The organism is Rhodanobacter sp. FW106-HT46G03 (genome assembly GCF_058789895.1).
Window position 1 is genome coordinate 1,635,586 of sequence record NZ_JBYTCC010000001.1, and the last position, 13,177, is coordinate 1,648,762.

The 13,177-nt window shown below is 67.4% G+C and carries 12 protein-coding genes and 3 tRNA genes; 14 read left to right on the plus strand and 1 reads right to left on the minus strand.

The features are described from left to right. Positions 1–130: 130 nt before the first annotated feature. Genes rnr through AC3WP6_RS06915 form a run of 3 tightly spaced genes read left to right on the plus strand, consistent with a single transcriptional unit; the run spans position 131 to position 3,749 of the window. Positions 131–2,743 carry a ribonuclease R gene (gene rnr, locus AC3WP6_RS06905; RefSeq protein ID WP_492627047.1) on the plus strand — a complete coding sequence of 871 codons (2,613 nt, stop codon included), beginning with the start codon at positions 131–133 and terminating at the stop codon, positions 2,741–2,743. Further along, positions 2,740–3,486, plus strand: coding sequence for a 23S rRNA (guanosine(2251)-2'-O)-methyltransferase RlmB (gene rlmB, locus AC3WP6_RS06910; RefSeq protein ID WP_492627048.1), 747 nt, complete (start codon positions 2,740–2,742; stop codon positions 3,484–3,486). Before rnr ends, rlmB begins: the two co-directional genes overlap by 4 nt. After that, positions 3,483–3,749 carry a CBU_0592 family membrane protein gene (locus tag AC3WP6_RS06915; RefSeq protein ID WP_492627049.1) on the plus strand — a complete coding sequence of 89 codons (267 nt, stop codon included), beginning with the start codon at positions 3,483–3,485 and terminating at the stop codon, positions 3,747–3,749. The genes rlmB and AC3WP6_RS06915 overlap by 4 nt, the downstream gene beginning before the upstream one ends. Before the next feature lie 128 nt (positions 3,750–3,877). Here AC3WP6_RS06915 and AC3WP6_RS06920 read toward each other — a convergent pair whose 3' ends face one another. Next, positions 3,878–4,156: a polyhydroxyalkanoic acid system family protein gene (locus AC3WP6_RS06920; protein WP_492627050.1), complete on the minus strand. Its 279-nt coding sequence runs from the start codon at positions 4,154–4,156 to the stop codon at positions 3,878–3,880. A gap of 93 nt (positions 4,157–4,249) precedes the next feature. Between AC3WP6_RS06920 and AC3WP6_RS06925 the strand changes: the two genes are divergently transcribed. The 11 genes from AC3WP6_RS06925 to AC3WP6_RS06975 all read left to right on the plus strand — a co-directional run bounded on the left by AC3WP6_RS06925 (position 4,250) and on the right by AC3WP6_RS06975 (position 13,159). Next, complete coding sequence (locus tag AC3WP6_RS06925; RefSeq protein WP_492627051.1) at positions 4,250–5,014, plus strand: FHA domain-containing protein; 765 nt, start codon at positions 4,250–4,252, stop codon at positions 5,012–5,014. A gap of 77 nt (positions 5,015–5,091) precedes the next feature. After that, positions 5,092–6,177 carry a 3-phosphoserine/phosphohydroxythreonine transaminase gene (serC, locus tag AC3WP6_RS06930; protein WP_492627052.1) on the plus strand — a complete coding sequence of 362 codons (1,086 nt, stop codon included), beginning with the start codon at positions 5,092–5,094 and terminating at the stop codon, positions 6,175–6,177. Between the two features lie 57 nt (positions 6,178–6,234). Continuing rightward, the gene (pheA, locus tag AC3WP6_RS06935; protein WP_492627053.1) at positions 6,235–7,323 is read left to right on the plus strand and encodes a prephenate dehydratase; all 1,089 of its coding nucleotides are present in this window, start codon (positions 6,235–6,237) and stop codon (positions 7,321–7,323) included. Continuing rightward, positions 7,320–8,633, plus strand: coding sequence for a 3-phosphoshikimate 1-carboxyvinyltransferase (aroA, locus tag AC3WP6_RS06940; protein ID WP_492627054.1), 1,314 nt, complete (start codon positions 7,320–7,322; stop codon positions 8,631–8,633). Before pheA ends, aroA begins: the two co-directional genes overlap by 4 nt. 51 nt (positions 8,634–8,684) lie before the next feature. Continuing rightward, positions 8,685–9,455: a 3-deoxy-manno-octulosonate cytidylyltransferase gene (gene kdsB / locus AC3WP6_RS06945; protein ID WP_492627055.1), complete on the plus strand. Its 771-nt coding sequence runs from the start codon at positions 8,685–8,687 to the stop codon at positions 9,453–9,455. Between the two features lie 2 nt (positions 9,456–9,457). Further along, complete coding sequence (locus tag AC3WP6_RS06950; RefSeq protein WP_492627056.1) at positions 9,458–9,919, plus strand: low molecular weight protein-tyrosine-phosphatase; 462 nt, start codon at positions 9,458–9,460, stop codon at positions 9,917–9,919. Positions 9,920–10,058: 139 nt separating this feature from the next. Continuing rightward, the gene (uvrC, locus tag AC3WP6_RS06955) at positions 10,059–11,885 is read left to right on the plus strand and encodes an excinuclease ABC subunit UvrC (RefSeq protein ID WP_492627057.1); all 1,827 of its coding nucleotides are present in this window, start codon (positions 10,059–10,061) and stop codon (positions 11,883–11,885) included. Between the two features lie 194 nt (positions 11,886–12,079). Further along, entirely contained in the window at positions 12,080–12,685 is a 606-nt protein-coding gene (gene pgsA, locus AC3WP6_RS06960; RefSeq protein ID WP_492627058.1) for a CDP-diacylglycerol--glycerol-3-phosphate 3-phosphatidyltransferase, read from the plus strand. 52 nt (positions 12,686–12,737) lie between these two features. Then, positions 12,738–12,813, plus strand: a tRNA-Gly gene (locus AC3WP6_RS06965). Between the two features lie 127 nt (positions 12,814–12,940). Further along, positions 12,941–13,016: transfer RNA gene (locus tag AC3WP6_RS06970), tRNA-Gly, on the plus strand. Positions 13,017–13,085: 69 nt separating this feature from the next. Next, a tRNA-Cys gene (locus AC3WP6_RS06975) sits at positions 13,086–13,159 on the plus strand. The last annotated feature ends 18 nt before the right edge of the window (positions 13,160–13,177 follow it).

The window sequence follows — 13,177 nt, forward strand, 5'->3', positions numbered from 1 at the left end:
GTCGCCTGTCGTTGCCGGCAGCGCGAGCCGCGTAGAGTAGGGAGCCGTCCGGGTCTTGTCAACCTTCGGCGGCTCATCGTTTCCCCGCCGCACGCCACCGGCGTGCCGGTTTTCCCCACAAGGTATTTTCGTGACCAAAAAGAAACAAGGAGACGGCCATCCGCGCCGTCGTGCAGCCGGGCGACATGCCGCGGACACCCATTCACGCGAGGCCGCGCCGACGCGACCCGCGGCGCCCCCGCGCGATCCGCAGGCGGAGCGCGAAGCGCGCCTCTACGAGCATCCCATCCCCAGTCGCGAGGCAATTCTCGCCCTGCTCGAGGCGCGCGGTGAGCTGTTGACCGAGGCACGCGTTGCCGAGGCGCTGGGGCTGAGCGACTCGCGCGACCTGTATGCGTTGCACAAGCGGCTGGGCGCGATGGTGCGCGATGGCCAGCTTTTGCTCGGCCGACGCGGTGGTTACGCGCCGATCCGCAAGCTCGACCTCATCCCCGGCGTGGTGCTCGCCAACGCCGAGGGCTACGGTTTCTTGCGCCCGGACGAGGGCGGAGATGACCTTTACCTGTCCCCGCAGCAGATGCGCGGCGTGCTGCACGGTGACCGCGTGCTGGCCAGCGTGGTTGGCATCGACCGCCGTGGCCGCCGTGAGGGCGCGGTGGCCGAGGTGTTGCAACGGCGCTCGCCGCGGCTGGTCGGGCGGGTGGTGATCGAAAACGGCGTGACGCTGGTGACGCCGGACGACCGCCGCCTGCACCAGGACATCATGATTGCACCGGATGCCACGCTCGATGCCCGCGCCGGGCAGATCGTGGTGGCCGAGATCACCGAGCCGCCGACGCCCAAGCGCGGCCCGCTCGGCGTGATCCGCGCGGTGCTTGGCGAGCGGCTCGAACCCTCGCTGCTGGTGGAGATGACGATCGCCAGCCACGACCTGCCGCACGAATGGCCTACCGAGGTGCTGCGCGCCGCCGCGCAGGTGGAGACCACGGTCAGCGCCGGCGAGCACGCCGACCGCCTCGACCTGCGCAAGCTGCCGCTGGTCACCATCGACGGCGCCGACGCGCGTGACTTCGATGACGCGGTGTATGCCGCGCCGCGGCGTGGCGGCGGCTGGCGGCTGGTGGTGGCGATCGCCGACGTGTCGCACTACGTGCCGGTCGGCGGCACGCTGGACGACGAGGCCTTCGAGCGCAGCACGTCCACCTATTTCCCCGGCTTCGTGGTGCCGATGCTGCCGGAGACGCTCTCCAACGGGATCTGTTCGCTGAACCCGAAAGTCGACCGCCTGTGCATGGTGTGCGACATGGCGGTGTCGGCCGAGGGCGAGGTACTGAAGTCGAAGTTCAGCGCCGGCCTGATGCGTTCGCACGCGCGGCTCACCTATGACCGGGTGTGGCAGGCCATCGGCCTGCACGATGCCGACGCGCGCGCCGAGCTGGCCGATGTGCTGCCGCAGCTCGAGCACCTGCACGCGCTGTACCGCGCCATGGCGGCGCAGCGGCGCCAGCGTGGCGCGATCGACTTCGAGACGCCGGAGGTGAAGTTTCGCCTCGACCAGCGCGGCGAGGTGGAATCGGCCGGCGTTACCGAACGCAACGATGCGCACAAGCTGATCGAGGAATGCATGATCGCGGCCAACGTGCAGGCCGCGCTGTACCTGGAAAAGAAAAAGATCCCGGCGCTGTTCCGCGCGCACGAGCCGCCGCCGGCGGAAAAGTACGAGGAGCTGCAGCAGTTTTTGCGTGAATTCAAGCTGCGCCTGCCGCCGCTCACCGAGGTGACGCCGGCGGATTTCTCCGAAGTGCTGCGCATGGTTGCCGACCGTCCGGAGCGCGAGCTGATCCAGAGCGTGCTGCTGCGCGCGCAGAGCATGGCCGCCTACCAGCCGGACAACCGCGGGCACTTCGGCCTGGCGCTCAAGGCGTACGCACATTTCACCTCGCCGATCCGGCGTTACCCCGATCTGCTCGTGCACCGCGCGATCCGCTACGCGCTCGGTGGCGGCAAGCCCGCCGACTACGACTACACCGCGGCAAAAATGGCGCAGATGGCGGTGCACTGCTCGCAGCGCGAGCGCCGGGCGGAAGAGGCCGAGCGCGACGTGGACGAGCGCTACAAGTGCGCGTGGATGGCCAAGCACGTGGGCGAGGAGTTCGACGGCGTGGTCACCGGCGTCACCTCGTTCGGGCTGTTCGTGGAGCTGGACGAGTCGAAGGTGTCCGGCCTCATCCACATCAGCCAGTTGCGCAACGATTACTACCACTTCGATCCGCAGCGGCATCTGCTGAAAGGCGAACATACCGGCGCGCAGTTCCGCCTCGGCGACCACCTGCGCGTGCAGGTGCTGCGCGCCAGCCTGGAAGATCGCAAGATCGATTTTCGCCTGGCGGCGTCGAAGCCGCGCACGGCGCCCGCTGGCGGCAAGGCGTTCGACTACGCTGCAACCGGCGAACGCTATTCGCTGCCGAAACGCGAGGATCCCGGCTTGCTTGGGCGCGCGGCCAAGGCCGTTGGCCGCCTGTTTGGCCGCCGCGAGGACCGGCCTGCGCTGCCGACGTTGCCGCCAGTGCGCGATAATCCGCCGCTCGCTGCCAAACCATCCAAGGCGAGCGTACGCAACCCGGCAAAGCCGGCGACCAAGCCGGGAGCCAGGCGCGGCGCGAAGGCACCCGCTGCCCCGGCGAGCCCGGCACCCAGGCCGCCACGCAAGGGCCGTACACGCAAACCCAAGGGCAAGTCATGAGTGAATCCTGGATCGTCGGCATCAACCCGGTCGACGGTGCATTGAACAACGACGCCACGCGCGTGCGCGAGCTGCTGGTGGAAAACGGCCAGCGCAATCCGCGGGTGCACGAGCTGGCCGAGCGCGCCAAGGCGCTCAGGATTCCGGTGCACCATCGCCCGCGCGAGCAGTTGGAAAAGCTCGCTGGCGAGGCGCGGCATCAAGGCATTGCCGTGTTGTACGAAGCACCGGCGCTGGCGGGTGACAATGAGCTGCCCGAGCTCCTCGCGCAGGCTGGCGCCAGCGCCCTGGTGCTGGTGCTCGATGGCGTTACCGACCCGCACAACCTCGGTGCCTGCCTGCGCAGCGCGGCCGCGGCCAAGGTCACGTGCGTGATCGTGCCCAAGGATCGTGCGGTAGGGCTTACTCCGGTGGTGCGCCGTGCCTCTGCCGGAGGAGCCGACCAGGTGCCACTGGTGGCCGTCACCAATCTGGCGCGCGCCCTGCGCACGCTGAAGGATGCCGGGGTGTGGGTCACCGGACTGGCCGGTGAAACCGACCAGACGATCTACCAGACCGACCTCACCGGGCCAGTGGCGCTGGTGATGGGCAGCGAGGGCGAGGGCTTGCGCCGGCTGACGCGCGAAACCTGCGATTTCCTCGCCAGGATTCCCATGCCCGGTACGATGGAAAGCCTCAACGTTTCCGTCGCCACCGGCATTGTATTGTTCGAGGCGTTGCGGCAACGGAGTGGGCAGCGATGACTTTTACGTGGTACGACCTGACCGGGTACGTGGGCGTGGTGCTGGTGGTGCTGGCGTTTTTTCTGCTGCAGGCAAACCGGCTGCACGGCAACGGACTTTTCTATCAACTGATGAACGTGCTCGGCGCGTTTGGCGTGATGCTGTCGCTGGTGTTTGGCGCGCACAACTGGCCGGCGTTCTTTCTTGAAGTGGCGTGGATGGCAATCGGCATCTACGGCATCGCGCGCAACGTGCGCAAGCGCCGCGAAGCCTCCGCGCCCTGAAACCCAAAGGCGGGAATGCACCGGACGGGTGCCCGCGCCGTGCGATTGACGATAGGCCGGCATTCGCCCACTGCGGGGGCGGAGGTGAAAGCGGGTTCCCCCGCTTCGATTGCGCCCGCCCGTTGGGTTCAGCCGCCGAAGCGTTCGTCCAGCTTGCGGCGGATTTCGGCTTCCACCAGGGCTTTCAATGGCGCGAGCAGCAGACCCAGCTCGGCGTGCACGTCGACCGCGTCGGCGCTGAGTGCGATCTGGCCGTTCAGGCCGGGGCGCGAGAAATGCAGCGTGTCGCCTTGCCAGCCACCGGCCAGCCCGAATTTTTCCCGCATCCGCGCGGCCACGTCGTCGACGACGGCGCGGGCTTGTGCCAGCGGCAGGCGGTGCGGACGATGGATGGCGATGGTGGGCATGACTGCTCGCGCAAAACGCGCATCATAAAGCGTCGCGGGCAGTGGCGTGACCGGTGCATGTTAGAGTTCCGCGGTCAACGGACTGGTACCGCAATGCGCATCGAGTTTCCCCATTCCGCCCGCGATGATTTCCTGTGGACGGGCACACTGTTGCGGGTAGGCAGCGCGGCGGACAACGACCTGGTGCTGGCCACCACGCAGGCGGCGCCGCAGCACCTGCGCATCGAACAGGATCGCCGTGGCTGGGTATTGCAGGTGTTGCCGGGGGCGCTGCGCGTGTACGTCAATGCGCGGCCAGTGCGCGAACGCGCCTTGCTGCGCGCGGGCGACATGCTCAGCGTCGGCGATTGCCGCATGCGCCTGTGCGCCGATGCGTGTCCGGTGGATCGATCGGCACCAACCTGTGTGCCGGCGGCGCGTGACAGCGTTGCCTTGCGCGCGCGTGCCGGCACCTATTCCGGACGCGTTCTGCCGGTGGGCAACGGCATCGAGTTGGGCGCGTTTGGCCGTTGGCCGCTGGACTTGCCGCAAGGCGAGAGCGCCGGCTTCAAGCTGGGTTGGCAAGCGGGGCAGCTGGTGCTGGATGCCACCACGGGCTCGGTGAACTACCCGCTGCGGGTCAATGGCATTGCCGTGAATCACGCGATCCTGCAGCCGGGCGATCAGCTCAGCCTGGGGTCACACCGGTTTGTGCTGGATGCGCCGGGCATGCGGTTGGAGCCGGTACCGCCGCCCCCACCGGTACCGGCTCCGGCGGTGGTGGAGGCAGCTGGGCCACATGGCGAGCTGGGCTGGTTGATCGTTACCGCCGTGCTGTTGGCGCTCGCCATCGGCTGGGCGCTGTGGTGGCGTTTCTGACCGTTTCCGTGCGGCATTGACGGCGCCATGCTGCGACGCGGCATAATGCGGCGAATCGCAACCACGAGGGTCGACCGGTGAGCCAGGTGTGGAATTTCAGTGCGGGCCCGGCGGCACTGCCGCGGGAAGTGCTCGAGCGCGCGCAGCGCGAATTGCTCGATTGGGACGGCAGCGGCATGTCGATCATGGAGCAGTCGCACCGCGGCAAGCGCTTCATCGCCATGGCGGAACGGGTCGAAGACGATGTGCGTGCGCTGGCGGACATTCCCGGCGACTACGCTGTGCTGTTCCTGCAAGGCGGTGCCACCCAGCACTTCGCGCAGATTCCGATGAATCTCGCCGCACCCGGCGCCAGCGCCGACTACATCATCAACGGCCACTGGGGCGCCAAGGCGGCGCGTGAGGCAGCGCCGTACGTCAACGTGCATGTGGCCGCCGACAGCAACCACGATGGCTACCGCGGTCTGCCGGCGCGCGACACCTGGCAGCTCGATCCGCATGCCGCCTACGTGCACCTGACCACCAACGAAACCATCCACGGCATCGAGTGGCCGAGCATTCCGGATACCGGCGCGGTGCCGCTGGTGGCCGACATGTCCTCCGACATCTTTTCGCAGCCGCTCGACGTGCGCCGGTTCGGTCTGATCTACGCCGGAGCGCAGAAAAACATCGGCCCGTCCGGGCTGGTGCTGATGATCGTGCGCCGCGACTTGCTCGACCGCCCGACGCGGCCGCTGGCGCACATCCTGCATTACGCCGACCACGCGGCTGCGAACTCCATGCTCAACACGCCGAACACCTGGGGCTGGTACGTGGCCGGGCTGACGTTCCAGTGGATGCGGGCTCAGGGCGGCCTCACGGCGATCGCCGAGCGCAATCGCGCCAAGGCACAGCGCCTGTACGCCGCGATCGACGGCTCCGGCGGCTATTACCGCAACGACGTCGAGCCGACCGCACGCTCACGCATGAATGTCCGCTTCGGCGTGCACGACGCCGCGCTCGATCCGGTGTTCGTTGCCGAGGCCGAGGCGGCAGGGCTGATCGCACTCAAGGGCCACAAGGCGCTCGGCGGCCTGCGCGCATCGCTGTACAACGCGGTGCCGCTGGCGGCGGTCGATGCGCTGGTCGCGTTCATGCAGGATTTCAGGACGCGACACGGCTGAGTTTTTCCGGCATCATCGTTCGCGCCATTTGGCCTTCCATCCGTCCATATCAACGCCATGACCGACAGCAAGACCTCACTGGCCGACGTGCGCACACGCATCGACAGCATTGATCGCCAGATCCAGGAGCTGATTTCCGAGCGCGCCAACTGGGCGCGCGAGGTGGCCAAGGTGAAGGGCGAAGGGCTCTCGGCGATCGACTACTACCGCCCGGAGCGCGAGGCGCACGTGCTGCGCATGGTGGTCGATCGCAACCACGGCCCGCTGTCGGACACCGAAGTGGTGCGGTTGTTCCGCGAAATCATGTCCTCGTGCCTGGCGCAGGAGGACCCGCTGAAGATCGGCTACCTCGGTCCGGAGGGCACTTTCAGCGAGCAGGCGGTGCGCAAGCACTTCGGACACGCGGCCTACGGCTTGCCGCTGGGCAGCATCGAGGAGGTGTTCCAGGAGGTCGCCAACGAACACGCCGATTTCGGCGTGGTGCCGGTGGAGAACTCGGGGCAGGGCATGATCCAGATGACGCTGGACATGTTCCTCACCTCCAAGGCCACCATCTGCGGCGAGATCGAGCTGCGCGTGCACCAGTGCCTGCTTTCGCAAAGCGGCCGGCTGGAGGACGTGCACCGCGTGTATGCGCACGCGCAGTCGCTGCAGCAGTGCAAGACCTGGTTGCGCGTGAACCTGCCGAACACGGAGTGCTTCGCCGTGGCCAGCAACGCCGAGGCCGCGCGCATCGCCTGCCACGATGACACCGCGGCGGCGATTGCCGGCGAGTCGGCCGGCAAGGTGTACCGCATCAAGACCGTCGCCGAAGGAGTGGAGGACCGCGCCGACAACACCACGCGTTTCCTCGTCATCGGTCGCGATCTGTTTCCGCCGTCCGGCAACGACCGCACCTCGCTGCTGGTCACCGTCAACGACAAGCCGGGCGCGCTCTACGACGTGCTCAGCCCGTTTGCGCGGCATGGTGTCAGCATGAACCGCATCGAGTCGCGCCCGGCGCACACCGGCAAGTGGCAGTACGCGTTTTTCATCGACATCTCCGGCCACGTGCAGGACGACGCGGTGCAGGCATCGATCAAGGAGATCGAGGGCTCGGTGGCGCAGCTGCGCGTGCTCGGCGCCTACCCGGTGGCGTTGCCGTGAGCGCAGTGCTGGATTGGTCGAGCCGCGCGGCCGGCCCGCTGCGCGGCGAGGTACGCGTGCCGGGCGACAAGTCGGTATCCCATCGCGCACTGATGATTGCGGCGCTGGCCGAAGGCAGCTCGCGCATCCACGGTTTTCTCGAGGGCGGCGACACGCGGGCAACTGCGGCGGTATTGCGCCAGCTTGGTGTGCGCATCGACGCGCCGGCGGAGGGCGAGCGCCTCGTGCATGGCGTCGGCCTGCATGGCTTGCGCGGCAGCACGGAACCGCTCGATTGCGGCAACGCCGGCACCGGCATGCGTTTGCTTGCCGGCCTGCTTGCCGGGCAGGCGTTCGACAGCACGCTGGTGGGCGACGCCTCGTTGTCCAAGCGGCCGATGCGGCGCATCACCGATCCATTGACGGCGATGGGCGCATGCATTGATACCCGTGCCGGCCTGCCGCCGTTGGCCATCCATGGGGGCCAGCGGCTGCACGGTATCCGCTACGCGCTGCCGGTGGCGAGCGCACAGGTCAAATCTGCCTTGTTGCTGGCCGGCCTGTATGCGGGGGGCGAGACCGAAATCACCGAGCCGCACCCCACGCGCGATTACACCGAACGCATGCTGCACGCGTTCGGCTGGCCGATCACGTTTGAGCCCGGGCGCGCGCGGCTTTCTGGCGGTCACGCGCTGCAGGCGACCGATGTCGAAGTGCCGGCAGATTTTTCCTCCGCGGCGTTTTTCCTGGTGGCGGCGAGCATCGTGCCGGGCTCCGAGCTGCGCCTGCCGGGCGTGGGTCTCAATCCGCGTCGCATCGGCCTGCTGGAAGCCTTGCGCCTGATGGGCGCCGACATTCGCGTCGAGCACGCTCGCGCCAGTGGCGGCGAACCGGTGGGAGACCTCGTCGTGCGGCATGCGCCGCTGCACGGCGTGGCGCTGCCGGAAGTCCTGGTGCCGGACATGATCGACGAATTTCCGGCCCTGTTCGTGGCCGCCGCGGTGGCGCAGGGGCGCACCGTGGTGCGCGGCGCGGCCGAGTTGCGGGTAAAGGAATCCGACCGCATCGACAGCATGGCGACAGGATTGCGCGCGCTTGGCGCGCACGTCGAGGAGACGCCGGACGGCGCGATCATCGACGGCGGCGTGCTGGCCGGCGGCGGCGCAGTCGAAACCCATCTCGACCACCGCATCGCAATGAGTTTTGCGGTGGCCGGGCTGATCGCGCGCGCCCCGGTACGCATCCACGGCTGCGCGCACGTGGCCACTTCGTTTCCCGGTTTTCTCGAGCTGGCGAACGGCTGCGGGTTTGCGCTGGCCGTGGTTGCGTAGGCGACGGGCACCGGAAACCGTTACGCTTCGAAGCCTCACAGCGAGGCTTCCATGTCCGATCCAGCTTTTGTCGTGGCGATCCCGGCGCGTTACGGTTCGACCCGCTTGCCGGCGAAACCGTTGCGCGAGATTGCCGGCGTGCCGATGGTGGTGCGCGTTGCCCAGCGGGCACTGCAGGCGGGCGCCAGCGAGGTCGTGGTTGCCGTCGACGACGCGCGCATTGCCGCGGCGCTGGACGGGCAAGGTGTGCGCGTGTGCATGACCCGCGCCGATCACGCCTCCGGCAGCGATCGCCTGGCTGAGTGCGCGACGCAGCGTGGCTGGCCGGACGACACCATCGTGGTGAACCTGCAGGGCGACGAGCCGTTCGCGCCGGCGGCCGGCATCCGCGAGGTGGCGCGTGCGCTGGCCGAAGACGACGCGCCGATGGCGACGCTGGCCACGCCGATCACCGATGCGGAAGAAATCTTCGACCCCAACGTGGTGAAGCTGGTGCGTGCGACCAACGGGCGGGCGCTGTATTTCAGCCGCGCGCCGTTGCCATGGGCCCGCGATGCGTTTGCACGTGGCCACGATGCGGTGCCGGATGGCGTGCCGTACCTGCGCCATATCGGCATCTATGCGTATCGCGCCGGTTTTCTCGCCAGCTACACCCGGCTGGCGCGCACGCCACTCGAACGGGCGGAATCGCTCGAACAACTGCGGGTGTTGGAACACGGGTTCGCTATCGCGGTGCGGCTCACGCCCGAGCCGTTTCCGCCGGGCATCGACACCGAGGCCGATCTGGTGCGTGCCGAGCGTTGGTTCCGCGATCAGGAGTAGGCATGCAACGCATTTTGTTCGTCTGTCTTGGCAACATCTGCCGCTCGCCGCTGGCGGAAGGCATCGCCCGTGAGCGGATTGCGGCCTGTTGCCTCGATGTGACCGTGGCCTCGTGCGGCACTGCCGGCTGGCACGCCGGCGAGGGCGCCGATCCGCGCATGGTGGCGGCAGCGCGTGCCGCGGGCCATGACCTTTCCGCCCACCGTGCGCGCCAGTTGCGTGCGTGCGACTACGACGATTTCGACTGGCTGTTGGCGATGGATCACGACAACCTCGCCGAGCTGCGCAAACTGGCCAGTTCGCCGGCGCAGCTTGCGCACACGGCGTTGTTTCTTGAGTGGACGGGGATCGCTCCGCCGACCGCTTTCCCCGACCCGTGGTACGGCGGCGAGGCCGATTTTGCCGCCGTGGTAGGGCTGGCTGAGCGCGGCGTGGCAGGTCTCATCCAGCGCCTGCAAAAGTAGCTTCTCGTGGGGCGGGCTTCAGCCCAGCGAGCTTTTCGCCAAATGCTTCATCGAGCTGAAGCCCGGCCCACAATCGTTCCGCGGATTTCCGCTGACCTGCGTCGCCTGCCGTCACGGCCGTGGCTTCTACAATGACGCCATGCCCGTTGATAACCCGCCCCCGTTCGATGGCAAGGCGTTCGTCCGCACGCTGACCACTTCGCCCGGCGTCTACCGCTACTTCGATGCTGCTGGCGAGCTGCTGTACGTCGGCAAGGCGGCAAACCTCAAGAAGCGTGTCAGCAATTATTTCCTCAAGCCACGCAAGGAAGCCCGGATTGCGGCGATGGTGGCGCAGATCGCGCACGCCGAGATCACGCTGACGCGCACCGAGAGTGAGGCGCTGCTGCTTGAGTCGCAGCTCATCAAATCACTCAAGCCGCGCTACAACATCCTGCTGCGCGACGACAAGAGCTACCCGTACATCTACCTTTCCACCGCCGACGAGTTTCCGCGCATCGCGCTGCATCGCGGCGCGAAGAACCTGCCGGGGCGTTATTTCGGCCCGTTCCCCAGCGTGCACGCGGTGCGTGAGAGCATCAGCCTGCTGCAGAAGCTGTTCAAGATCCGCACTTGCGAAGACAGCTTTTTCCGCAACCGCACGCGGCCGTGCCTGCTGTACCAGATCGGTCGCTGCAGCGCGCCATGCGTGGCGCTGATCAACAAGGACGACTACGCGCGCGACGTACGCCACGTGGAAATGTTTCTCGACGGCCGCAGCAGCGCGGTGATCGACGAGCTGGTGGCGGCGATGGTGGTGGCCAGCAAGGCGCTGGAGTTCGAGCGTGCGGCCAAGCTGCGCGACCAGATCGCCGGCCTGCGCCAGTTGCAGGCGCAGCACCACGTGCAGGGCGCGAGCGCCGACATGGACGTGATCGCATGCCGCATCGAGTCGGGGCTGGCCTGCGTCAGTGTGCTGTATTTCCGCGACGGCATCAGTTTGGGCACGCGCGATTATTTTCCGCGCCTGCCGCTGGATGCCGAGCCCGGCGATCTTCTGGCGCAGTTCATTGCGCAGTACTACCTCGACCGCCCGGTACCGCGTGAGTTGGTGGTTGGCAACGAGCTGGAAGACGAGGCGGTGCTGGCCGAGGCCTTGTCCCAGCACGCGGGGCATGCGGTGGAGATCAAGAGCCGGGTGCGCAGCGAGCGCGCGCAGTTCCTGCAGATGGCCGAGCGCAATGCGCAAGCTGCACTGACCCAGCGCCTGGCCAGCCGGCAGACGCTCGGCACGCGCTTCGAGGATCTGCGCAAGCTGCTTGAGCTGCCCGAGCCGCCGCATCGGATCGAGTGTTTCGACATCAGCCACACCCACGGCGAGCTCACCGTGGCCTCGTGCGTGGTGTTCGGACAGGAAGGTGCCGAGAAATCCCACTATCGCCGTTTCAACATCGACGGCATCACGCCAGGCGACGATTACGCGGCGATGCATCAGGCGCTGACCCGCCGTTTCCGCAGGGTGGCCGAAGGCGAGGGCATCAAGCCTGACGTGCTGCTGATCGACGGCGGGTGCGGACAGGTGGCGCAGGCGCTCGATGTGCTGAACGAGCTCGGCGTCAGCGATATCCACGTTGTCGGCGTGGCAAAAGGCCCGGCGCGGCGGCCGGGCGAGGAGACCTTGATCCTGGTGGACCAAGGCCGCGAGATTCACCCCGGCCCGACCTCGCCCGCCTTGCACCTGGTGGCCGCCGTGCGCGATGAATCGCACCGCTTCGCGATCGAGGGCCATCGTCACCGGCGTGAAAAGGCGCGCGAGCGCAGCGTGCTGGAAGACGTGCAAGGCGTTGGCGCGCACCGGCGGTCGGCGCTGCTGCGCGCCTTTGGCGGCTTGCAGGGCGTGACCGCGGCCGGGGTGGAGGAACTCATGCAGGTCAAGGGCGTCGACCGCGGCATCGCCGAGCGCATCTACGCCGCGCTGCACGGTTGATGGCCGGCGCCATGCGGGGGCGCTGAGCATTGCGGAAACGAAGGCGGTTGGGTGCCTTCGATTTCGATGGCTGATCGACTGCACCGCCGCCAGCCGACGCCGCGTCACGAACCCCGCGCCGTGCAGCGTGAACGGTGCGCGTTGGGTGGCCGCGCGGCAGCGTGCGACACTGTGCGAAATCCGCAGGCGCATCCATGCACATCAACCTTCCCACTTGGCTCACCCTGTTCCGCGTGCTGCTGCTGCCGGTCATGGTGGCGGTCTTCTATCTGCCGTTTCCCGGCCACAACATCACTGCGGCGGTCGTGTTCGTGCTGGCGGCGTTCACCGACTGGCTGGACGGGTTCCTCGCGCGACGGCTGAAACTCACCTCGGCGTTCGGTGCATTCCTCGACCCGGTGGCCGACAAGCTGATGGTCGCGGTGACGCTGTTCCTGCTGGTGGAATCGCATCCGGAGGGCTGGTCCGGGATCGTGATGGCGGTCACCGCGGCGGTCATCGTGGGGCGTGAAATCAGCATTTCCGCACTGCGTGAATGGATGGCCGAAATCGGCATGCGCGCCACGGTCAAGGTCGCCTTCATCGGCAAGTTCAAGACGGTGATGCAAATGGTGGCGCTGGTGGTGCTGATCGTGCAGCACGAGAAAGAGGCCGAGGCGTTGCGCCTGTACCACATCGGCGAGGCCCTGCTGGTGATTGCCGGCATCCTCACCATCTGGTCGGGCCTGTACTACCTGCACGCCGCCTGGCCGAGCCTGAGCGGCGAGGCGGTGCCGCCGCACGGCACGCACGGCGATTGACTCGGCGCGGCTTGACGCGACGCGCTCGCGTATTAGAATGCGCGCTCCTTACGCGGGAATAGCTCAGTTGGTAGAGCACGACCTTGCCAAGGTCGGGGTCGCGAGTTCGAGTCTCGTTTCCCGCTCCAGACACATCATCATGGCCCCGGTTCGCCGGGGCCGTGTTGTCTCTGGAAAGGATGCAGCTGCCGGCGCGGATACGCGCCGCGGCGTTTCACATTTGTCGATCTGCTGTTATCATTGCCAGCTCTTCGCGCGGGAATAGCTCAGTTGGTAGAGCACGACCTTGCCAAGGTCGGGGTCGCGAGTTCGAGTCTCGTTTCCCGCTCCAGTTTCAAGCGAAACCTCGCCTCGCCGGGGTTTTGTTTTATCAGCAGCCGCCGATCGGGCTGCGCCATCTGGCCAGGTGGCAGAGTGGTCATGCAGCGGACTGCAAATCCGCGTACGCCGGTTCGATTCCGACCCTGGCCTCCATCAGAAACAAGCATTCAG

Coding starts and splice junctions, on each gene's coding strand:
- AC3WP6_RS06925 (WP_492627051.1), top strand. CDS start 4,250: ATGCGCATCGAGTTTCCCCATTCCGCCCGCGATGATTTCCTGTGGACG.
- rlmB (WP_492627048.1), top strand. CDS start 2,740: ATGAGTGAATCCTGGATCGTCGGCATCAACCCGGTCGACGGTGCATTG.
- AC3WP6_RS06950 (WP_492627056.1), top strand. CDS start 9,458: ATGCAACGCATTTTGTTCGTCTGTCTTGGCAACATCTGCCGCTCGCCG.
- pheA (WP_492627053.1), top strand. CDS start 6,235: ATGACCGACAGCAAGACCTCACTGGCCGACGTGCGCACACGCATCGAC.
- AC3WP6_RS06920 (WP_492627050.1), bottom strand. CDS start 4,156: ATGCCCACCATCGCCATCCATCGTCCGCACCGCCTGCCGCTGGCACAA.
- uvrC (WP_492627057.1), top strand. CDS start 10,059: ATGCCCGTTGATAACCCGCCCCCGTTCGATGGCAAGGCGTTCGTCCGC.
- kdsB (WP_492627055.1), top strand. CDS start 8,685: ATGTCCGATCCAGCTTTTGTCGTGGCGATCCCGGCGCGTTACGGTTCG.
- AC3WP6_RS06915 (WP_492627049.1), top strand. CDS start 3,483: ATGACTTTTACGTGGTACGACCTGACCGGGTACGTGGGCGTGGTGCTG.
- pgsA (WP_492627058.1), top strand. CDS start 12,080: ATGCACATCAACCTTCCCACTTGGCTCACCCTGTTCCGCGTGCTGCTG.